This window comes from Streptomyces sp. NPDC002092 (genome assembly GCF_053593775.1).
The window spans coordinates 63,465-83,899 of sequence record NZ_JBSFDG010000024.1 but is presented as its reverse complement, the minus strand read 5'-3'; the positions used below and the strand labels follow the sequence as shown (position 1 = coordinate 83,899).

General features: G+C 72.9%; 16 protein-coding genes. 12 read left to right on the top strand and 4 right to left on the bottom strand.

What is annotated here, in order from left to right; translation table 11 throughout:
• The first annotated feature begins 201 nt into the window (after nt 1-201).
• The 3 genes from ACWCRD_RS39355 to ACWCRD_RS39345 are packed head-to-tail and all read left to right on the top strand — an operon-like array spanning nt 202 to nt 3,115.
• Nucleotides 202-1,428, top strand: a complete 1,227-nt coding sequence (locus ACWCRD_RS39355; RefSeq protein WP_450970485.1) for a M20 metallopeptidase family protein — start codon at nt 202-204, stop codon at nt 1,426-1,428.
• Entirely contained in the window at nt 1,410-1,607 is a 198-nt protein-coding gene (locus tag ACWCRD_RS39350) for a hypothetical protein (RefSeq protein WP_450970484.1), read from the top strand. The genes ACWCRD_RS39355 and ACWCRD_RS39350 overlap by 19 nt, the downstream gene beginning before the upstream one ends.
• On the top strand, nt 1,604-3,115 hold the full coding sequence (locus tag ACWCRD_RS39345) for a sodium:solute symporter family protein (protein ID WP_450970483.1): 1,512 nt from the start codon (nt 1,604-1,606) through the stop codon (nt 3,113-3,115). The genes ACWCRD_RS39350 and ACWCRD_RS39345 overlap by 4 nt, the downstream gene beginning before the upstream one ends.
• Here ACWCRD_RS39345 and ACWCRD_RS39340 read toward each other — a convergent pair.
• Genes ACWCRD_RS39340 through ACWCRD_RS39330 form a run of 3 tightly spaced genes read right to left on the bottom strand, consistent with a single transcriptional unit; the run spans nt 3,112 to nt 5,015 of the window.
• A complete protein-coding gene (locus tag ACWCRD_RS39340; RefSeq protein ID WP_450970482.1) occupies nt 3,112-4,020 on the bottom strand; it encodes an aminoglycoside phosphotransferase family protein in 909 nt (302 codons plus the stop codon). The two genes, ACWCRD_RS39345 and ACWCRD_RS39340, sit on opposite strands and share 4 nt — an antisense overlap.
• 27 nt (nt 4,021-4,047) lie before the next feature.
• Nucleotides 4,048-4,506, bottom strand: a complete 459-nt coding sequence (locus ACWCRD_RS39335; protein ID WP_450970481.1) for a ferritin-like domain-containing protein — start codon at nt 4,504-4,506, stop codon at nt 4,048-4,050.
• Entirely contained in the window at nt 4,503-5,015 is a 513-nt protein-coding gene (locus ACWCRD_RS39330; RefSeq protein WP_450970480.1) for a hypothetical protein, read from the bottom strand. The genes ACWCRD_RS39335 and ACWCRD_RS39330 overlap by 4 nt, the downstream gene beginning before the upstream one ends.
• A 348-nt stretch (nt 5,016-5,363) precedes the next feature.
• On the opposite strand from ACWCRD_RS39330, the gene rimP reads away from it, so the two are divergent.
• The 9 genes from rimP to ACWCRD_RS39285 all read left to right on the top strand — a co-directional run bounded on the left by rimP (nt 5,364) and on the right by ACWCRD_RS39285 (nt 17,459).
• On the top strand, nt 5,364-5,867 hold the full coding sequence (gene rimP, locus ACWCRD_RS39325) for a ribosome maturation factor RimP (RefSeq protein WP_450970479.1): 504 nt from the start codon (nt 5,364-5,366) through the stop codon (nt 5,865-5,867).
• Between the two features lie 2 nt (nt 5,868-5,869).
• Entirely contained in the window at nt 5,870-6,880 is a 1,011-nt protein-coding gene (gene nusA, locus ACWCRD_RS39320; protein WP_450970478.1) for a transcription termination factor NusA, read from the top strand.
• A gap of 101 nt (nt 6,881-6,981) precedes the next feature.
• Complete coding sequence (locus ACWCRD_RS39315) at nt 6,982-7,260, top strand: YlxR family protein (RefSeq protein ID WP_185124210.1); 279 nt, start codon at nt 6,982-6,984, stop codon at nt 7,258-7,260.
• 147 nt (nt 7,261-7,407) lie between these two features.
• Nucleotides 7,408-10,530, top strand: coding sequence for a translation initiation factor IF-2 (gene infB / locus ACWCRD_RS39310; protein ID WP_450970477.1), 3,123 nt, complete (start codon nt 7,408-7,410; stop codon nt 10,528-10,530).
• A gap of 144 nt (nt 10,531-10,674) precedes the next feature.
• On the top strand, nt 10,675-10,968 hold the full coding sequence (locus tag ACWCRD_RS39305) for a DUF503 domain-containing protein (RefSeq protein WP_030944944.1): 294 nt from the start codon (nt 10,675-10,677) through the stop codon (nt 10,966-10,968).
• A 32-nt stretch (nt 10,969-11,000) separates the two neighbouring features.
• Entirely contained in the window at nt 11,001-11,447 is a 447-nt protein-coding gene (gene rbfA / locus ACWCRD_RS39300; protein WP_450970476.1) for a 30S ribosome-binding factor RbfA, read from the top strand.
• A complete protein-coding gene (truB, locus tag ACWCRD_RS39295) occupies nt 11,444-12,349 on the top strand; it encodes a tRNA pseudouridine(55) synthase TruB (RefSeq protein WP_450970475.1) in 906 nt (301 codons plus the stop codon). Before rbfA ends, truB begins: the two co-directional genes overlap by 4 nt.
• A 363-nt stretch (nt 12,350-12,712) precedes the next feature.
• Nucleotides 12,713-16,396 carry a trypsin-like peptidase domain-containing protein gene (locus ACWCRD_RS39290; protein WP_450970474.1) on the top strand — a complete coding sequence of 1,228 codons (3,684 nt, stop codon included), beginning with the start codon at nt 12,713-12,715 and terminating at the stop codon, nt 16,394-16,396.
• Between the two features lie 115 nt (nt 16,397-16,511).
• Nucleotides 16,512-17,459: a bifunctional riboflavin kinase/FAD synthetase gene (locus tag ACWCRD_RS39285; RefSeq protein WP_450970473.1), complete on the top strand. Its 948-nt coding sequence runs from the start codon at nt 16,512-16,514 to the stop codon at nt 17,457-17,459.
• A 90-nt stretch (nt 17,460-17,549) separates the two neighbouring features.
• Here ACWCRD_RS39285 and ACWCRD_RS39280 read toward each other — a convergent pair whose 3' ends face one another.
• Complete coding sequence (locus tag ACWCRD_RS39280; protein WP_450970472.1) at nt 17,550-20,273, bottom strand: SCO5717 family growth-regulating ATPase; 2,724 nt, start codon at nt 20,271-20,273, stop codon at nt 17,550-17,552.
• Nucleotides 20,274-20,435: the final 162 nt, after the last annotated feature.

Genomic DNA, 20,435 nt, shown 5'->3' with positions numbered 1-20,435 from the left:
TGCCCTCGCCTCGACCTGACGGCAGGGGAGCGCCCTGAAGGGGCGCGGGGACTGTGTGATCAACTCCCACGAACCCGCGCCCCGAGCACAACCTGAGCGGCCTTTTCCGCCAATTTCCGCGCGTCTCCGCCTCGCACCCTCATCATTTCCGGCCACGTGGGCAGTACATGCAACAGGTGGTGCACGGGTGAGGGGAGAGGGATGAGCCTGAGAGACGATGCGCGTGAGCTCCAGGGTGAACTGGCCGTCCTGCGCCGGGCATTGCACCGGGAGCCGGAGATCGGGCTGCACCTGCCGCGCACACAGGAGAAGGTGCTGGCCGCCCTCGACGGACTGCCGCTGGAGATCAGCACCGGCAGTTCGCTGTCCTCCGTCACGGCTGTGCTGCGCGGCGGCGCTGTGCCCGGCGGCCCCGTCGTACTGCTGCGCGGCGACATGGACGCCCTGCCCGTCACCGAGCGCACCGGCGCGGAGTTCGCCTCCCGGATCGCGGGCGCCATGCACGCCTGCGGCCACGACCTGCACACGGCCGGTCTGGTCGGCGCCGCCCGGCTGCTCGCGGACCGGCGCGAGAGCCTCGCCGGGGACGTGGTGTTCATGTTCCAGCCGGGGGAGGAGGGCTGGGACGGCGCCGGGCACATGGTCCAGGAGGGTGTACTGGACGCGGCGGGACGCCCGGTCGACGCCGCCTACGGACTGCACGTCAGCTCGTCCTCGTATCCCACCGGCGTCTTCGCCTCCCGCCCCGGCCCGCTGATGGCGGCCTCGGCGGGCCTGCATGTGCGGGTGGTCGGAGCCGGCGGCCACGGCTCCCGCCCGCACGACTCCCTCGACCCGATCCAGGCGGCCTGCGAGATGGTCACCGCGCTGCAGACGATGGTGACCCGGCGCTTCGACGTGTTCGACCCGGTCGTGGTCACCGTCGGCACCTTCCACGCCGGCACCCGGCGCAACATCATCCCCGACGACGCGGCCTTCGAGGCGACCGTCCGCACCTTCTCGCCGGCCGCCGCCGAACGCATCGCGGAGGTCTCCGTACGCCTCTGCCAGGACATCGCCACCGCCCACGGCCTCACCGCCGAGGTCGACTTCGTCCCCGAATACCCGGTCACCGTCAACCACGCCGGCGAGCACGACTTCCTCGCCGACACCGTCCGCGAGGCCTTCGGGGAGGAGCGCTTCGAGCAGCTCAGCGACCCGATCACCGGCTCGGAGGACTTCTCCCGGATCCTGGACCGGGTGCCGGGCGCCTTCGTCTTCCTGGGCGCCGACGCCACCGGCGACCCGGAGACCGCCCCCACCAACCACTCCCCGCTCGCCGCCTTCGACGACGCGGTGCTCTCCGACGGAGCCGCCCTGCTCGCCGAACTCGCCGTCCGCCGGCTGGACCGTCTCGCCGAGGAGGCACAGTGCGCCCGTACCACCTGATCCCCGCGGTGCCCGCCCTCGGCCTGGTCCTCATGCCGTTCCTGCCGTTCGTCAACACCGGCGGGCTGTGGTTCGGGCTGCCCCGGATGCTGGTGTGGGGCGCGGTGTGGTGCGTGATGTGCACACCCGCACTGCTCCTCACGGAGCGCCTGATGAACCGTGAGGAGGTCGACGAGTGACGACGATCCTGGTCATGACCTTCACCGGCATCGCCCTGATCGGCGTCCTCGGCTTCGTCGGCCGCCGCAAGCCCGCTGCCGACCTCTCCGAATGGGCCGTCGGCGGACGCCGGTTCGGCGCACTGAGCATGTGGTTCCTGCAGGCCGGAGAGGTGTTCACCACCTTCACCTTCCTCGGCATGGCAGGCCTCGCCTTCAGCGGCGGAGTCGCCGCCCTCTACGCCCTCCCGTACGTCCCCATCGGCTACATGGTGCTGTTCTTCCTCGCCAGGCGCCTGTGGTCGCTGGGCAAGGAGCGCGGCTACCTCACCCAGGGGGACTACCTGGAGGACCGCTACGACAGCAAACTGCTCGGCACGGTCGCGGCCGTCCTCGGAGTGGTCTTCGTGCTGCCGTATCTCCAACTCCAGATCACCGGCCTGGGGCTGATCGTCCAGCTGGTCACCGGCGACTCGGCCTCCGGCACCCTCAGCATGATCATCGGCTGTGTGCTGGTGGTGGCCTTCGTGCTGTGGGCGGGCCTGCACGGCGTCGCGATGACGTCGTACTTCAAGGACGTCGTCATGCTGGTCGTCCTGGCCGTGCTGCTCATCGCCGTCCCGGCCCACTTCACGGGTGGCGTCAGCGCCATGTTCCACCGCATCGACAGACTCCACCCGCAGCTGCTCACGATCCACGCCGGACCGTCCGACCAGGTCTGGTTCACCACGAGCATGCTGGTCAGCATGGTCGGCGTCGGCCTGATGTGCCTGCCGCACGCCTGGCCGGCCGTGATGTCCGCCCGCGATCCCAAGGTGCTGCGCCGCAACTACACCTGGATGCCGCTGTACGAACTCTGTCTCCTGATGCCGGTCATCGTCGGCTTCGCCGCCGTCCTCGTCCTCAAGCCGGGCACCCCGGCCAACGGCATCCTGCTGACGCTCAGCAAGCAGGTGCTGCCGACGTGGGCCACGGGCCTGGTCGTCGTCGCGGCCATCGCGACGGCGATGGTGCCGGCGGCGGGCATCCTGATCGGCATCTCGTCCCTCGTGGCCCGCAACATCGCCCGGGTGCGGGACGAGCGGAAGCAGTTCTGGATCAACCACGGCACGGTGGTGGCCGCCTGCGGTCTCTCCCTCCTGCTCGCCGTCTACCGCCCCGACCTGCTCGCCAACCTCCTCCTGCTCACCTACAGCGGCACGGTCCAGCTCGCCCCCGCCATCGCCCTGGGCTTCCTGGCCCGCCGCCCGGTGGGCAAGGCGGCCGTCCTGGCCGGCCTCTTCGTGGGCGAACTGGTCGTGCTCTGGCTGACGTTCTGGCAGAAGGGCCTGGCCGGAAACGTCAACGCCGGCCTGGTGGGCCTGGCCGCGAACATCGCCGTACTCGCCGTCGCGGCAGCCGCGGACGCACTGAAGCGCCCCAAAGGGGCGCGGGGCCGTGTCGATTTGCGGCTCCGCCGCGTGGCGCGATCAACCCCCACACACCCGCAGCCCGAAAACGACCCGCAGCCCCGAGCTCTTCCGAGCTAAAGCCACCCGGCGAACTCAAGCAACAACTCCGCATCCTTCCCCCGCCCCACCCGAAGCGCCCGCACCCCGGACTCCACAGCCCGGAACAACGTCCACCCCCGCAACCGCTCCTGATCCACATCCAACGACTCGGCAAGCCGCTTCACCCGCCGCCGCGTCGTCGCCGCCCCCGCCGGCGAGGCGATCAGATCCTCCACCCGATCGCGCACCAACCGAGCCAGATCGAACGCACACTCACCCACCACCGGATCGGGCCCCACGGCCAACCACGGCATCCGCTCACCGGCGAGGACCTTGCTCTGCCGAAACGTCCCGTGCAGCAGCCGCTGCTCCGGCGGATCCGCCAGCAGCCCCTCGCGGGCGGCGACCGCGGCGTCGACCAACACGGCCACCTCGGCGAAGCCCGCCGCGGTCGCCCGCATGGCCTCGGCCTGCCGCCCGGTCCGCTCGGCCACGGTCTCGAAGACATGCGCGTCCTCGTCGGCAGGTGGCTCCACCCACAGCCGCCGCAAGGTCCCCGCCGCCTCCAGCAGCGCCTTCGCCTCCGGCAACGACCGCACCGACACATCCGGATGCAGCCGCTCCAGCAGCAACACACCCTCCGTCGTGAACGGTTCGACCAGCTGTACGGCGCCCATACCGCCCCAGTGCGCCAGCGCCGCCCGCTCGCTCTCCGGACGGGCCCGGGGCGGGGCCAGCTTCAGCACGGCGGGCGTCCCGTCGGGGCGCCGCACCAGCACGACCAGGCTGCTGCGCCCGCCGGGCACCTGGACCCGCTCCACGGTCAACTCGCGTAGCGCGACCGCCTGCCGGGCCGCCTCGGGCAGCTTCTCCAGCCAGTCGTCGCCGTCCGGTGCCGTCTCACCGAGCGCCCTGACCAGACGCTGCGGCGGTGCGAAAGCCATGCGCGAGTCGTTCCCTTCCAGTACGGGTCATGCCGTGGGTGCCGCGGAGGCCGGGGCGGTGGCCGCCCGCTCGGCGAGCCCAGGGAAGGCTACGCTCTCGCCGCTCCAGCGCACCGCCCGCACCGCCGCCTCCCGCAGCGCCCCGGCGGCCGCCCGCCGCCGCTCGCCCGCGGTCGCCCGGACCAGGTCGGAGTAGACCCCGGCCACGCGGTCCTCCAGCTCGGTGGCGAGCCGCACGGCTGCGGCCGAGTCCGGCACCGGGAACGGCAACGCGTACCCCGCCGCCGCGGCCACCGGCGTGCCGCCCAGGTCCCGTACCTCGCGGGTGAGCGCGTCCCGCCGGGCCCGGTGCGCGTCGTACGCCGCCCGGGCCTCCGTACGCCGTCCCGGGCGGATCCGCCCGCCGACGACCCCGTAGCCGTACACCGCCGCATGCTCGGCGGCCAGCGCCGCCTGCAGGGCCTTCAGCTCCTTCTCCCGGCTCACCCGGCACCCTCCGTCAGCAGATACGCATGCGCCGCCCCGGCCGCGGCCACCGAGGCCAGCAGCCGCGCCAACTCGCCCGGCACGTCGAGGAGCGCCGCGATCCGCCGGTCGGCCAGAGCCCGCTCGGCGGCGGCAAGCCCGGCGAGGGCGTCCTTCTGGTTCACGGGCGCGGCGGCGGAGGGCGAAGCCGATTCCGGCGCCGTGGGGGAGGATTGCGCCACCGTCCCGCCGAAGGCCTCCACATGCCGGGCGACCTCCGCCCGCAGCGCCCCCAACTGCTCCGCCACGGCGGGATGCGCGGCGATCACGGCGTCGTACCGCCCGAGCAGCCCCACACTGTCCCGCGCCGCACGCGCGCGTGCCTTCTCCGTGACCGACGGACTGCCACCGGCACTCTGCTCGGACCGCCCGCCGGAGCACCCCACCAACAGGGCGGCCCCGGCGGCCGAAGCAAGCACGGATCTTCTGCGCGGCCCCGAGGGGGCGCGCAAGGGCGGGGGGTACGACACGGCTGACGTCCTCGGGGGCCTCGTACGAACACGCTCGCGGGAAGAGCGCCCCGCGTGTGATCACGGTACCCGCGCATCCATCGCAGTCATGTCACCGGCTCGACAGCCACCTGAAGGGGCGCGAGTGTCGATATGCGGCTCCGCCGCGTGGGCGCGACAAGCCGCACACAACCCGCACTCGCCCAATAGGCCACAGCCCCCGAGCCAATAGGCGACCCGGCACCACCGCCGGAGGCACCCGGCACCGCACGTCCGTACGTGTACGGCAACACACCTTGCGACCGGATACCCTTTGACCAGACACGCGACCCATCCCACAACAGCACACGCGGCCGAGGAGTCACCCGGATGAGCACCACCCAGAGCGAGAGGCTGCGAGAGCTCCTGGAACCGCTCGTCAGCTCCCAGGGCCTGGATCTCGAAGAGATCGCAGTGGACTCCGTCGGACGCAAGCGGGTGCTGCGCGTGGTCGTCGACTCCGACACCGGTGCCGATCTGGACCAGATCGCCGATGTGAGCCGCGCGCTCTCGGCGAAGCTCGACGAGACGGACGCGATGGGCGAGGGCGAGTACACCCTCGAGGTCGGAACCCCCGGCGCGGAGCGCCTCCTCAAGGAACACCGGCACTATGTGCGCGCCGTGGACCGGCTGGTGAAGTTCCAGCTGGCCGAGGGCGGGGAACTGGTCGCCAGGATCCTCAAGGTCGACGACGAAGGTCTTGACCTCGAAGTGCCCGGGGTGAAGGGCCGCAGGGCGACCAGCCGCAGACTCGCCTTCGACGCCGTCGACAAGGCGCGCGTGCAGGTCGAGTTCAACCGCAAGGACAAGAACGAGAAGGAAGAGGAGGCGTAGCCGTGGACATCGACATGAGTGCCCTGCGGGGCTTGGTACGGGAGAAGGAGATCTCCTTCCCCCTGCTGGTCGAGGCGATCGAGTCGGCCCTCCTCATCGCCTACCACCGAACCGAGGGAAGCCGCCGCCACGCGCGCGTGGAGCTCAACCGGGAGACCGGCCACGTGACGGTGTGGGCGAAGGAGGATCCCGAGGACCTCGAGGAGGGCCAGGAGCCCCGCGAGTTCGACGACACCCCGTCAGGCTTCGGCCGTATCGCCGCCACCACCGCCAAGCAGGTCATCCTGCAACGGCTGCGCGACGCCGAGGACGACGCGACGCTCGGCGAGTACGCCGGTCGTGAGGGCGACATCGTCACCGGAGTGGTCCAGCAGGGCCGCGACCCGAAGAACGTGCTCGTGGACATCGGCAAGCTGGAGGCCATCCTGCCGGTGCAGGAGCAGGTGCCGGGCGAGACGTATCCGCACGGCATGCGGCTGCGCTCGTACGTCGTACGAGTGGCGAAGGGCGTCCGCGGCCCGTCCGTGACCCTCTCGCGCACCCACCCCAACCTGGTGAAGAAGCTCTTCGCCCTGGAGGTGCCGGAGATCGCCGACGGGTCCGTGGAGATCGCCGCGATCGCCCGTGAGGCCGGTCACCGCACCAAGATCGCCGTACGGTCCACCCGTTCGGGCCTGAACGCCAAGGGCGCCTGCATCGGCCCCATGGGCGGGCGTGTGCGCAATGTCATGGGCGAGCTGAACGGCGAGAAGATCGACATCGTCGACTGGTCGGACGACCCGGCGGAGATGGTCGCCAACGCGTTGTCGCCGGCCCGGGTGTCCAAGGTGGAGGTCGTGGACCTCGCCGCCCGCTCCGCGCGGGTGACGGTGCCGGACTACCAGCTGTCCCTGGCGATCGGCAAGGAAGGGCAGAACGCCCGCCTCGCGGCCCGGCTGACCGGCTGGCGGATCGACATCCGTCCGGACACCGAGCAGGCCGAGGAGCAGCGCGGAGAGCCGCGCGGGGAATAGATCCAAGCCGCGCATGGCTCAGTTCACGACAGTTGCATGCGCGGAACTGTTCGATTCTTGCCCCAAAGGGGTGAGGTCGCCACGGGGAGGTAGACTTAAGAGTGTCTGGCCGGACGCGCGCCCGCGCATGCCCTGAGCGCACCTGTGTGGGGTGCAGGCAGCGAGCGGCCAAGAAGGATCTGCTGCGCATCGTGGCGGTCGAGGGTGAATGTGTCCCCGATCATCGCGGTACGCTGCCCGGCCGGGGTGCGTATGTGCACCCCGCCCTGGTCTGTCTCGACCTGGCGGTACGCCGCCGGGCGTTCACGCGGGCGCTGCGCGCCCCGGGAGCGCTCGACACAAAGGCGTTGCGCCTCTATGTCGAGCAGGCAACACCGTAAGACGCGTCGTACGGAACCCCCGTGCGGCCCTGGTACCCCGCGAGTTGGAAGTAGGTCGAGATTGCGATGAGCACTCGATGAGCACGCGATGAGTACGCCCATGAAGTAGCGACGGTCCGGACGCAACCCGGACCTAAAAGGAGCGAAGTGGCTAAGGTCCGGGTATACGAACTCGCCAAGGAGTTCGGGGTTGAGAGCAAGGTCGTCATGGCCAAGCTCCAGGAACTCGGTGAATTCGTCCGTTCGGCGTCTTCGACCATCGAAGCGCCCGTCGTCCGTAAGCTGACGGACGCCCTCCAGCAGGGCAACGGAGGCGGCAAGTCCGCCCCCGCACGCAAGGCTGCCCCGGCTCGTCCGGCAGCCCCCTCTCCGGCGCAGGCAGCCCGTCCGGCCGCCCCGCGCCCGCCGGCCCCCAAGCCGGCCGCCGCCGAGGAGAAGCCCGCGGCTCCCGCCGCGCCGGCCGCTCCCGGCCCCCGTCCCACCCCGGGCCCGAAGCCCGCGCCGCGGCCCGCCCCGGCGTCCCCGGCTCCGACCACGCCCGAGTTCACGGCGCCTCCGGCGGCTCCCGCCGCCCCGGCTGCCTCCCAGGGCCAGGGCTCCGGCCCCCGTCCGGGCGCCCCGCGTCCGGCAGGCCAGGCCCCGCGTCCGGGCGCCCGTCCCGAGCGTCCCGGCCAGGGTGGCCAGGGCCGTGGTGAGCGCGGCGACCGTCCCGGTGGCGCCCCGCGCCAGGGTGGCGGCGCCCCGCGTCCCGGTGCCCGTCCGGCCGGTCCCCGTCCGGGCAACAACCCCTTCACCTCCGGTGGCTCCACCGGCATGGCGCGCCCGCAGGCGCCCCGTCCGGGTGGCGCTCCGCGTCCCGGCGGCCCGGGTGCCCCGGGTGGCGCTCCGCGCCCGCAGGGTGCCGGCCAGGGTGGTCCGCGTCCCCAGGGTGCTGCCGGCGGTCCCCGTCCGCAGGCTCCGGGCGGCGCGCGTCCGACTCCGGGCGGCATGCCCCGTCCGCAGGGCGGCGGCCCCCGTCCCGGCGGCGGCCCCGGCGGCCCGCGTCCGAACCCCGGCATGATGCCGCAGCGTCCGGCTGCCGGCCCGCGTCCCGGCGGCGGTGGCCCCGGCGGCCGCGGTCCCGGCGGCGGCGGTCGTCCCGGTGGCGGCGGCGGTCGTCCGGGTGGCGGCGGCGGCTTCGCCGGTCGTCCCGGTGGCGGTGGCGGCGGCGGCTTCGCCGGTCGTCCCGCCGGTCCCGGTGGCGGCGGTGGCGGTTTCGCCGGCCGTCCGGGTGGTCCCGGCGGTGGCGGCGGTGGCCGTCCCGGCTTCGGCGGCCGTCCCGGCGGTCCGGGCGGTCGCGGTGGCACGCAGGGCGCCTTCGGTCGTCCCGGTGGTCCCGCGCGCCGCGGTCGCAAGTCGAAGCGGCAGAGGCGCCAGGAGTACGAGGCCATGCAGGCCCCGTCGGTCGGCGGCGTGATGCTGCCTCGCGGCAACGGCGAGACCATTCGCCTGTCGCGCGGTGCCTCCCTCACCGACTTCGCGGAGAAGATCAACGCCAACCCGGCGTCGCTCGTCGCGGTCATGATGAACCTGGGCGAGATGGTCACGGCCACGCAGTCCGTCTCCGACGAGACGCTGCAGCTCCTCGCGGGCGAGATGAACTACGAGGTTCAGATCGTCAGCCCCGAGGAGGAGGACCGCGAGCTGCTCGAGTCCTTCGACATCGAGTTCGGCGAGGACGAGGGCGGCGAAGAGGACCTGGTCGTCCGTCCGCCGGTCGTGACCGTCATGGGTCACGTCGACCACGGTAAGACCCGGCTCCTCGACGCCATCCGCAAGACGAACGTCATCGCGGGCGAGGCCGGCGGCATCACCCAGCACATCGGTGCCTACCAGGTCGCGACCGAGGTCAACGACGAAGAGCGCAAGATCACCTTCATCGACACCCCGGGTCACGAGGCGTTCACCGCCATGCGTGCCCGTGGTGCGAAGTCGACCGACATCGCGATCCTGGTCGTCGCGGCCAACGACGGCGTCATGCCGCAGACGGTCGAGGCGCTCAACCACGCCAAGGCGGCCGACGTCCCGATCGTCGTCGCGGTCAACAAGATCGACGTCGAGGGCGCCGACCCGACCAAGGTGCGCGGTCAGCTCACCGAGTACGGGCTGGTGGCCGAGGAGTACGGCGGCGACACGATGTTCGTCGACATCTCCGCCAAGCAGGGTCTGCACATCGACTCCCTGCTGGAGGCCGTGGTCCTCACCGCGGACGCCTCGCTCGACCTGCGGGCCAACCCGAACCAGGACGCGCAGGGCATCTCCATCGAGTCCCGTCTCGACCGCGGCCGTGGTGCCGTGTCGACGGTCCTCGTCCAGCGAGGCACCCTGCGGGTCGGCGACACGATGGTCGTGGGCGACGCCTACGGCCGAGTGCGCGCCATGCTCGACGACAACGGCAACAACGTCGCCGAGGCGGGCCCGTCGACGCCGGTCCAGGTCCTGGGCCTGACCAACGTCCCGGGTGCGGGCGACAACTTCCTGGTGGTGGACGAGGACCGTACGGCCCGTCAGATCGCCGAGAAGCGCGCCGCCCGTGAGCGCAACGCCGCGTTCGCCAAGCGCACGCGCCGTGTCTCCCTCGAGGACCTGGACAAGGTGCTCAAGGCCGGCGAGGTCCAGCAGCTCAACCTCATCATCAAGGGTGACGCTTCTGGTTCCGTCGAGGCGCTCGAGTCCTCCCTGCTCCAGCTGGACGTCGGCGAAGAGGTCGACATCCGCGTCCTGCACCGCGGCGTCGGTGCGGTCACGGAGTCGGACATCGACCTGGCGATGGGCTCGGACGCCATCGTGATCGGCTTCAACGTCCGTGCGGCGGGCCGCGCGGCGCAGATGGCCGAGCGCGAGGGCGTGGACGTCCGCTACTACTCGGTCATCTACCAGGCGATCGAGGAGATCGAGGCGGCCCTCAAGGGCATGCTCAAGCCGGAGTTCGAGGAGGTCGAGCTCGGTACGGCGGAGATCCGCGAGGTCTTCAAGTCGTCCAAGCTGGGCAACATCGCGGGTGTTCTCATCCGCTCCGGCGAGGTCAAGCGCAACACCAAGGCGCGCCTCATCCGCGACGGCAAGGTGGTCGCGGAGAACCTCAACATCGAGGGTCTGCGTCGCTTCAAGGACGACGTCACCGAGATTCGCGAAGGGTTCGAGGGCGGTATCAACCTCGGCAACTTCAACGACATCAAGGTCGACGACGTCATCGCGACGTACGAGATGCGCGAGAAGCCGCGCGTCTGATCCAGCACGCGATCGGGGCCGATCGGCGGGGAAGTTCCTCCACGGAATTTCCGTCGATCGGCCCCGGCCGTTGCGTGTACGGTTCCCGTATCGGCGTCGAAGCGTGGCGCCCGTACCCCGAACCGGCGGGACATCCGGACACACATGTATGTGGGGACTCTGTCCTTCGACCTGCTCCTCGGCGACGTTCACTCGCTCAAGGAGAAACGCTCTCTCGTCCGTCCGATAGTGGCCGAGCTCCAGCGCAAGTACGCGGTGAGCGTGGCGGAGACGGGCAACCAGAACCTCCATCGCCGGGCCGAGATCGGGCTCGCGATGGTCTCCGGGGACACGGGACACCTCTCCGACGTGCTGGACCGCTGCGAGCGGCTGGTCGCGGGACGGCCCGAGGTGGAACTGCTCTCGGTTCGACGCAGGCTCCACAGCGACGAAGACTGAAGCAAGAAGTAAGCACTTAAGGAGACGGACCAGTGGCCGACAACGCGCGTGCCAAGAGGCTGGCGGACCTCATCCGAGAGGTGGTGGCCCAGAAGCTGCAGCGTGGGATCAAGGACCCGCGGCTCGGCTCGCACGTCACCATCACGGACACCCGGGTCACCGGGGACCTGAGGGAGGCGACCGTCTTCTACACGGTGTACGGGGACGACGAGGAGCGGGCGGCCGCGGCCGCCGGTCTGGAGAGCGCCAAGGGCGTCCTGCGCTCCGCGGTCGGCGCGGCCGCGGGCGTGAAGTTCACGCCGACGCTGACCTTCGTCGCGGACGCCCTCCCGGACACCGCCCGGACCATCGAGGACCTCCTCGACAAGGCCCGCCAGTCCGACCAGAAGGTGCGCGAGGTCTCGGCCGGCGCCGCCTACGCCGGCGAGGCGGACCCGTACAAGAAGCCGGGTGAAGACGAGGACGACACCGCCGAATGACCCAGAAGAACCGGACGCCCGACGGGCTTGTCATCGTGGACAAGCCGTCGGGCTTCACCTCGCACGACGTGGTCGCCAAGATGCGCGGCATCGCCCGCACCCGCCGTGTCGGGCACGCGGGAACCCTCGACCCGATGGCGACGGGCGTGCTCGTCCTAGGCGTCGAGAAGGCCACCAAGCTGCTCGGTCACCTCGCGCTGACCGAGAAGGAGTACCTGGGCACGATCCGCCTCGGGCAGACGACCCTGACCGACGACGCAGAGGGCGAGATCACGGGGTCGGCAGACGCCTCGAAGGTCACCCGCGAGGCCGTCGACGCCGGGATCGCGAAGCTCAGCGGCGACATCATGCAGGTCCCGTCGAAGGTCAGCGCCATCAAGATCGACGGTGTGCGCTCCTACAAGCGGGCACGCGAGGGCGAGGAGTTCGAGATCCCGGCCCGCCCGGTCACCGTGTCGTCCTTCGCGGTGTACGACGTCCGGGACGCCGTCGCCGAGGACGGCACCCCGGTGCTGGACCTGGTGGTCTCCGTCGTCTGCTCGTCCGGCACCTACATCCGGGCCCTCGCCCGCGACCTGGGCGCCGGCCTGGGCGTCGGCGGCCACCTCACCGCGCTGCGCCGCACCCGCGTCGGCCCCTACAAGCTGGACGCGGCGAAGACGCTCGACGAGCTCCAGCAGGAGCTGACGGTGATGCCGATCGCCGAGGCGGCCACGGCCGCGTTCCCGCGCTGGGACGTGGACGCCAAGCGGGCCCGGCTGCTCACCAACGGCGTAAGGCTTGAGATGCCCGAGGTGTACGCGGGCGGCGGCCCGGTGGCCGTATTCGACCCCGAGGGACACTTCCTCGCGCTCGTCGAGGAACAGAAGGGCAAGGCGAAGAGCCTGGCCGTCTTCGGCTGAGCGCTCCGCTGAGTGTGCCGCGTCAGGTCGTTCGTTGGCTGCGGCGCCGTTGTGGCTGGTCGCGCAGTTCCCCGCGCCCCTAAAGGGGCGCTCCCGGAACCGCAGCGTAATCCGCCCGACCAGCTCAGGGGCTGCCCGTGGAGCGGCGGTCACGGGGTTGTGCCCGCCGCTCCACGGTCCCCCCTCGGTTCCCCCACCCCTAGGGTGTATCCACCGACCCCCGCCTGTTCACCCGTCCGGGCAGGCGCTCGGAGTGAACCGAGGGAGCGGAAGGGGGCGCGTTCGCCAAGTGATCTGTCCCGCTGATCATCGCGGCCCTAACGTCGAACTGAGGGCACAGATGTACGGCGGGGAGGCTCGAACATGGCGGGACGGGGCCCGCGGGCCGGGGGCGGACACCGGCCGGCGGAGGACACGCGAACGGGACACACCCCTGACGGGGAACCGACGGCCCACGACGCCGCCGTGGTCCGCGTCCACGACCTCGCCGGCCGCCCCCGCGGCACCGGCTTCGTCGCCGACCACCACGGCACCGTCATCACCAGCCACGAGGCCGTCGACGGGCTGCCCAGGCTCGTCCTGCACACCGCCGGGGACCGCACCTGCCTGGTGACCGCGGACGCGGTGACCCCGCTGCCCGACCTGGACCTGGCCCTCGTACGCACCGAGAACCTCGGTGTCGAACCGCTGCCGGTCACGGTCCGGGACCGGGTCGAGACCGGCCGATACGTCCGCCTCGCCGCCGGCTGCTGGCGCGAGGCGCGCGTGCTCGGCGCGACCTCCGTGACGTATGCGGCGACGGACCGCTTCCATCTCCTCGACGAGGCCCTGGAGTTGGCGATCGGCACCACCGGCCGGGACGCCCTGCGGCTGGGCGGCGGGGCGGCCGGCGGACCGGTCCTGGACGCCGAAACCGGCGCCGTCGTCGCCGTCCTCGGCACCGCACTGCACTCAGGCCACCGCGAGGTCGGCTTCGCGGTCCCGCTCCGTCCCGCACCGAGCGGCCCCCTCGGCGACCTGCTGGCCCGGAACGCGGCGACGGTGCCCGCATACGGAGCCGACCTCAACCTGGCCGGGGTGCTGGAGCTGACGGCCACGTCGGTGGGCCAGGACGGCCCTCCGGGGACGCTGGAGGGCTGCGTCGGCCGGACGGGCGTAGAACCGGTCGAACGAACGGACACGGCAAGGGAGTTGGCCGCGTTCGTGCAGGGCCCGGCCGCCGTCCTCGGTCTCGTCGGGCCACCCGGCAGCGGCCGTACGACGGAACTCGCGTCCCTCGCCGCCCGCCGCAACCGCGGCCCCGAACCGGCCCCGACGCTGTGGCTGCGCGGCGCCGACCTGAAGGAGGACGACACCTCGGTCGCGGACGCGGCCGCCCGTGCACTGGCCCGCGCCGCCCGCATCGTCGCGGCGGCGAAGTCCACCTGCGCGGCCGCCCTCGGCGACACCGGCCCGAACCGCCTGGCCCAGGCCGCCCGCACGTCAGACCGCCCCCTGCTCCTCCTCCTGGACGGCCCCGAGGAAATGCCGCCCGCCCTGACCCACCGCCTAGCGGAGTGGACCGAGGGAACGGCGGAATGGCTGCGGGAGACGGGGACGCGGCTGATCGTGGCGTGCAGGGCGGAGTACTGGGAGGTCTTCTCGGCTGGGCGGCACCTTTCAGCCCGTCCGGCGTTTGAGGACGAGGCCGTTCAGGCCGAAGCGGGGGTCCGGGGGCGCAGCCCCCGGGACGGGACGGGCAGGGGCGGCGGGGGCGACCTCCCCTGCGTACGCCTCGGCGACCTCACGGAGGACGAGGCCCGCAGGGCCCGCGCGCGCTACCGCATCCCCGAGGGCACCCTCGAACCCCCCGACGCCCGCCACCCCCTCACCCTCCGCCTCCTCTCGGAGATCCACGCGGCCCTCCAGGACGCCCCCACCGCCCGCGTGGACCGCAACGACGTCCTCGCGGCCCATCTCGACCTGATGTGCCTGCGCATCGCCGTCAGACTGGCCGCCGAGAACGGCCTGCGCGGCACCGCCGTACGCCGCCTCGCCGCAAAGGTCTCCGGCCAGGTCCACGAAGCCGCCCGCCGCAGCCTCGGCCCCGGGCACGGCGAGCTGGACCGGAAGACCTTCGAGGCGGTGTTCCCCTGGGGAGCGGCCCCCGCGAGGCTGGGCGGCGGCATCGGCTGGGCGTCCGCGGTCCTCACCGAGGGCCTGCTCGTCCCCGCCGGCAGCGGCTACCGCTTCGCCCACGAGGAACTCGCCGACTGGCTCCAGGGCATGCACCTCGACCTCGACGAGGCCCTGCGTACCCTGGTCCACCACGGCCGCATCCCTGACGGCGGCACCCACCCCCTCCCCGTGCCGCACCACCGCATCGGCCCCGTCGTGGAGGCCCTGCTGCTCCTCGCCCGCCAGGAGGGGACCGCCCAACTTGCCGTGAGAATGGAGGAGTTGGCCAACGTCCTGGATGCGGACCCGCACTCCTGGTGGCCCGCCCGCCTCCTCACCGAAACCCTGCTGCGCGTACCGGACGCCACCCCGTACCTGGCGGTCCTGCGAAGGCTCGCCGACCGGCTCGTGGCGGCTCGCCGCCAGGAGGGTCCCAACTCCCGGGAAACCAAGGACGATTCCGGTCCGGCCCCCACCGCCACGGGCCCCTTCGCCCCCGGCTTCTGGACCGCCCTGCCGCTCCCGCAGACCGAACGCCTCGACCTGCTGCGCCACCTGCTCCTCGCCGACGGCCCCCCGCAGGACACCGGCCCCCGCTGTCTGGACGCCGTCTCCCGGCTCCTTGCCGACGACCCCACCGCCCTGCAACCCCTGCTCACCCGCTGGTTCGACGACGACCGCCCGCTCCCCGCGACCCCGCACGCGACCGTCGCCGAAGCCGCGCAGGCCCTGCTGCACACCCACCGGCACCTCGCTCTGGACGACCTGACCGAGGTGCTGGTCGAGAGTGCGCACCCGAGGGCGGACGAACTGCTCGCCGTGCTCGCGGAGGACGAGCCCTCGACCATCTGCCGGGCCGTCGACCGGTGGGCGCACGACGAGCGGCCCGCACGGCGGGTGGCGGCGGTGGCGTACGGCCTGCGCGCCGCGCCCCACGTCCGTACCGACGCCGACCGGGAACTCCTGCGCTACGCCGCCCTCGCCCTCCTCGCCCGCCCCGCCGACTGCACCCTGCACGGCGGCGCGCTCGCCCTCCTCGTACGCGATCCACGCACGCGTGCCCGCCATCTCCCGCAGGCGCTGCGGCAGTTCGCCGACGGTGACCCGCACTTCCCGGCGAGCGCCCTGGTCGCCGCCCTGACCACGCATCCGGAACCGGTCCTCGACGCCTTCCGTGAGCGTCTGCGCGGCCCGGACGCCGGCCAGGCGCTGCGCACGCTCGCCGACGTCACCACGCCCCCGCTGGCCCGCAGGGTCGCCACGCTGGTGCGGGAGGCGGTGGAGCGGCGCCCGGAGAACGCCGCCGGCGTGGCCGCGTACGTCGACCGGCGGCTCGACCAGGGACCGGAGGCCCGCGCCGTGCTCTTCCCCCTGGTCACCGGTCTCCTCGACGGCGGCCCGGAGCAGGTGCGGGTCGCGCTCGCCGCCGTACTCGCCGCTCCCGGCACCCCCGCCTCCCGCGTCCTGCGCCGCGAACTCCTCGACTTCCTCCTGGCCCACGAACAGGCCCCCGCCGTCCTGGACACCCTGCTGCACGCCGCGGCCCGGCACGCCGGCGACGACGCGCGCGAGCTGGTGCACCGCACCGGACTGCTCCTCGTCCGCACCCCGGACGGCGCGGCCCGTTTCGACCGCGGCCTGGTCGACCTCGCCCGCCGGCTCCCCGGCTTCGCCGCCCGCATGGCCGGCTGGCTGACCGAGACCCCGCAGGCGTGGGCGGCGGTGGTGGGCCCGAGCACCAGGCGGATGATCGAGAACCTGGCGGGCGTGAGCGCCCCTTTCAGGGGCGCGGGGCTGTATCGATCTGCGGCTCCGCCGCGGGGCGCGACCGGCCACGACGACGCCGCAGACGAACCACGGCCAATCTCGGCCCTTCTCGCGGAGCGCTGAGCGTGCGTCGGGTCACAGCCTCCATGCCGATGCGGGCCGTTCGGGCCGGGCATGGCACCCTTAGACCTGCGTAAGAGGTCGGTAGACACGGACACGGGTTCGAGGAGCGGTCACAGTGCAGCGCTGGCGTGGCTTGGAGGACATCCCCGAGGACTGGGGGCGCAGCGTCGTCACCATCGGTTCCTACGACGGGGTGCACCGCGGGCACCAGCTGATCATCCGCCATGCCGTGGACCGCGCCCGTGACCTGGGAGTCCCCTCCGTGGTCGTCACCTTCGACCCGCACCCCAGCGAGGTCGTCCGCCCCGGCAGCCACCCGCCGCTGCTGGCCCCGCACCACCGCCGCGCCGAACTCATGGCGGACCTCGGCGTGGACGCGGTCCTGATCCTCCCCTTCACCACGGAGTTCTCGAACCTCTCGCCGGCCGACTTCGTCGTCAAGGTCCTGGTCGACAAGCTGCACGCCAAGGCGGTCGTCGAGGGCCCCAACTTCCGCTTCGGCCACAAGGCCGCCGGGAACGTCGAGTTCCTCGCCGAGCAGGGCAAGGTCTACGACTTCGAGGTCGAGGTCGTCGACCTCTATGTGCGCGGTGAGGCGGGCGGCGGCGAGCCGTTCTCGTCCACCCTCACCCGGCGTCTGGTCGCCGAGGGGGACGTCGAGGGCGCCGCCGAGATCCTCGGCCGCCCCCACCGCGTCGAGGGCGTCGTCGTACGGGGCGCGCAGCGGGGCCGTGAGCTGGGCTTCCCGACCGCCAACGTCGAGACGCTGCCGCACACCGCGATCCCCGCCGACGGCGTCTACGCCGGCTGGCTGCACGTGGCGGGCGAGGCGATGCCGGCCGCGATCTCCGTCGGCACGAACCCGCAGTTCGACGGCACCGAGCGCACGGTGGAGGCGTACGCCATCGACCGCGTGGGCCTCGACCTGTACGGCCTGCACGTGGCCGTCGACTTCCTGGCCTACGTCCGCGGCCAGGCGAAGTTCGACTCCCTGGAGGCCCTGCTGGAGCAGATGGCCGAGGACGTGAAGCGGTGCCGCGAACTGGTGACGGCCGCCGAATAGCCGTTTCCGGATTCGTTCCTACGACGCCGAAGGGCGCCGGTGCCCCTGAGGCACCGGCGCCCTTCGGCCCATCGCGGCTGCAGCGGAGCGCTACTGCTGGGTCCAGCCGGGCGGCATGGCGCCCGGCTGCGGCGGCTGCCCCTGCTGCGGGTCCTGGGGCTGCTGCTGCCAGCCCTGGCCAGGTCCCGGCGGCTGCGGGGGCTGCCCCCAGCCCTGCCCCGGCTGCGGGGCGCCGCCCTGCTGGCCGTAGAGCTGCTGCTGGGGGTCCTGCGGCGGGGGTGCGTAGCCCTGCTGGGGCTGCTGCGGGTACTGCATGTTCGGGTTGCCGAAGCCCTGCTGGGTACGGGCGAAGTCCTCGGCGATGAGGGCCGCGAGATCGAAGTAGGCCTCGCGGGTCTTGGGCCGCATCATCTCGAGGTCCACCTCGGCGCCCGCCGCGAGGTGTTCGTCGAAGGGGATCACGACGACACCGCGGCAGCGGGTCTCGAAGTGCGCGACGATGTCCTCCACCTTGATCATCTTGCCCGTCTCGCGGACACCGGAGATCACGGTGACCGACCGCTGCACGAGATCGGCGAAGCCGTTCGCGGACAGCCAGTCGAGCGTGGTCGAGGCGCTGCTCGCACCGTCCACCGAGGGGGTGGAGATGATGATCAACTGGTCGGCGAGGTCGAGGACCCCGCGCATCGCGCTGTAGAGCAGACCGGTGCCCGAGTCGGTGAGGATGATCGGGTACTGCCGGCCCAGCACGTCGAGCGCGCTGCGGTAGTCCTGGTCGTTGAAGGTGGTGGAGACCGCCGGGTCCACGTCGTTGGCGATGATCTCGAGGCCCGAGGGCGCCTGCGAGGTGAAGCGGCGGATGTCCATGTAGCTGTGCAGCTGCGGGATTGCCTGGACGAGGTCGCGGATGGTCGCGCCCGTCTCGCGCCGTACCCGTCGGCCGAGGGTGCCGGCGTCCGGGTTGGCGTCGATCGCCAGGATCTTGTCCTGGCGCTCGGTGGCGAGCGTGGCGCCGAGCGACATCGTCGTCGTGGTCTTGCCGACGCCGCCCTTGAGGCTGATCACCGCGATCCGGTAGCAGGACATCACCGGCGTACGGATCAGACCCAGCTTCCGCTCCCGCTCCGCCGCCTCCTTCTTGGCGCCGAGCTTGAAGCGCGAGGGGGCCTGGTTGTTCTTGCGGGCCTTCGGCTGGTTGCGCAGCAGCCGGTCGGAGGAGAGCTCCACGGCGGCGTTGTAGCCGAGCGGGGTGCCCGGCGCGGCTTGCTGCTGCTGGGGCGCACCGGGTCCGGCCTGCGGGCCGGGCGGGGCGGTCCAGCCCTGGTTGCCGTACGCACCGGGTTGCTGCTGCTGGGGCGGGTGCGGCTGCGGCGCCTGCTGCGGGGGCTGGGGCTGCGCCGGAGGCTGGGGCTGCGGTGCGGGCTGCTGCTGGGCGGGCTGCGGATAGCCGTAACCCGGCTGCTGGGGCGGGTAGCCGTAACCGGCCTGTTCGGGCTGCGGCGGGTAGCCGTAACCGGGGGCCTGCGGCGGTGCGGGCTGCGGCTGCGGCTGGGCGGCCTGGGGCGGCTGCTGCTGCGGGTAGCCGTATCCGGCGGCCTGCGGCTGGGGCTGGGGCTGCGGCGGTACGGGCTGCGGCTGGGCGGCCTGGCGCGGGTCGGCCGGGGCGGGCTGTCCGCCCTGCGCCGGGTATCCGGGCTGCGGCTGGGCCGGGCCGAACGCGCCCTGCGGCGGCGCCTGGTGGGCCGGCTGGCCGGGCTGCGGCTGGGCCGGGGGCTGGCCGGGCTGCTGCGGGTAGCCGTAACCGGCCGCGGCCTGCGGGTCCGGCTGCGGGACCGCCTGGCCGGGCTGTGCGGGTGCGAAGCCCTGCGGCAGCGGGGGAAGTCCCGGCGCGGCCTGGGGCGGGGTGGGGGCCTGCGCGATGGGCTGCGGCTGCGGCTGGGCGACGGGCGGGGGCGGAGGAGCGGTGGGCGCCGCCTCGGCCTCCGGTTCTGCTTCCGCCGTGGCCGGCGCGGGGGAGTCCGCCTCGGGCGCCGGCTCGTCGGCACCGGTCGCGGCGGGGTCAGCCGGCTCCGGCTCGTCGCCGTGCGGCTCCTCCGACTCGACGTCGTCGTCGCCGAACAGACGCGCCGCCTCGGCGTCGGCGGCCGCCGGTACGCCCGCCGCCGGGGTGGCGGTCTGCGCGTCCTCGTCGACCGGCTGCAGCACGGGGAAGCCGGGCGCGGCGGCCGGCGGCGCGGCAGGCGCCGACTGCTGGGGTGCCGCGGGCGGCGGGGTGGGCGTCGGCTGCTGGGGCGCGGCGGGGGGCGCGGCCGGCGGCTGCTGCTGCGGTGCTGCGAAACCGCCGGACGTGTCCTGGCCGGGCTGGGGCGGGGCAACCGCGCCCGTCTGCTGGGGGTAGCCGTACCCGCCGGGCGTCGTCGCGGGGGCGGTGGCCGGCGCGGACTGCTGCGGCGGGAATCCGTAGCCACCCGTGCCCTGGGCCGGAGCGGGCTGCGTGGGCTGCGACGGCGGTACGGGCTGCTGCGGTGCGGTCTGGGCGGGCGGCTGTGCCGGTGCGGGGGCGGGTGGCGCGGGACGCTGCGGTGTGACGCCCGGGGGTCCCGTGGGTGCTCCGATGGGCGGCCCGCTCGGCGGCGGGGGAGAGGTTCGCCCGCCGTCCTGCTGGCCGCCGGACGAGGAGCCACCCTGGGTGCTTTGGGCGTACCAGGCGGGCGGCTCGTAGACGATCTCGAACTCGCCCGTGAGGTCCACCTCGTGATCGTCCCCGTCCGAGGAAGGGCTGCCGCCGTTGTACTCGGACCGATCCCTGTTCACTGCTTGCCTCCTGGTCAGCCACTGCTGCTGAGCTGGTCGTCGTCGCGGCCGGGCGGACCGAGTGGCGAGTCCCACGCGACTGCGATCGTCACCGCACCACCAGAAGCCTAATCACTCACATGGCGGGACGGAAAAGCCCCCATGGGTGCGAACTCAACAGCC

Excerpts from the sequence above, each read along its gene's own strand:
- ACWCRD_RS39355 (WP_450970485.1), top strand. The coding sequence starts at position 202 with ATGAGCCTGAGAGACGATGCGCGTGAGCTCCAGGGTGAACTGGCCGTC.
- ACWCRD_RS39340 (WP_450970482.1), bottom strand. The coding sequence starts at position 4,020 with ATGGCTTTCGCACCGCCGCAGCGTCTGGTCAGGGCGCTCGGTGAGACG.
- rimP (WP_450970479.1), top strand. The coding sequence starts at position 5,364 with ATGAGCACCACCCAGAGCGAGAGGCTGCGAGAGCTCCTGGAACCGCTC.
- ACWCRD_RS39305 (WP_030944944.1), top strand. The coding sequence starts at position 10,675 with ATGTATGTGGGGACTCTGTCCTTCGACCTGCTCCTCGGCGACGTTCAC.
- truB (WP_450970475.1), top strand. The coding sequence starts at position 11,444 with ATGACCCAGAAGAACCGGACGCCCGACGGGCTTGTCATCGTGGACAAG.
- ACWCRD_RS39290 (WP_450970474.1), top strand. The coding sequence starts at position 12,713 with ATGGCGGGACGGGGCCCGCGGGCCGGGGGCGGACACCGGCCGGCGGAG.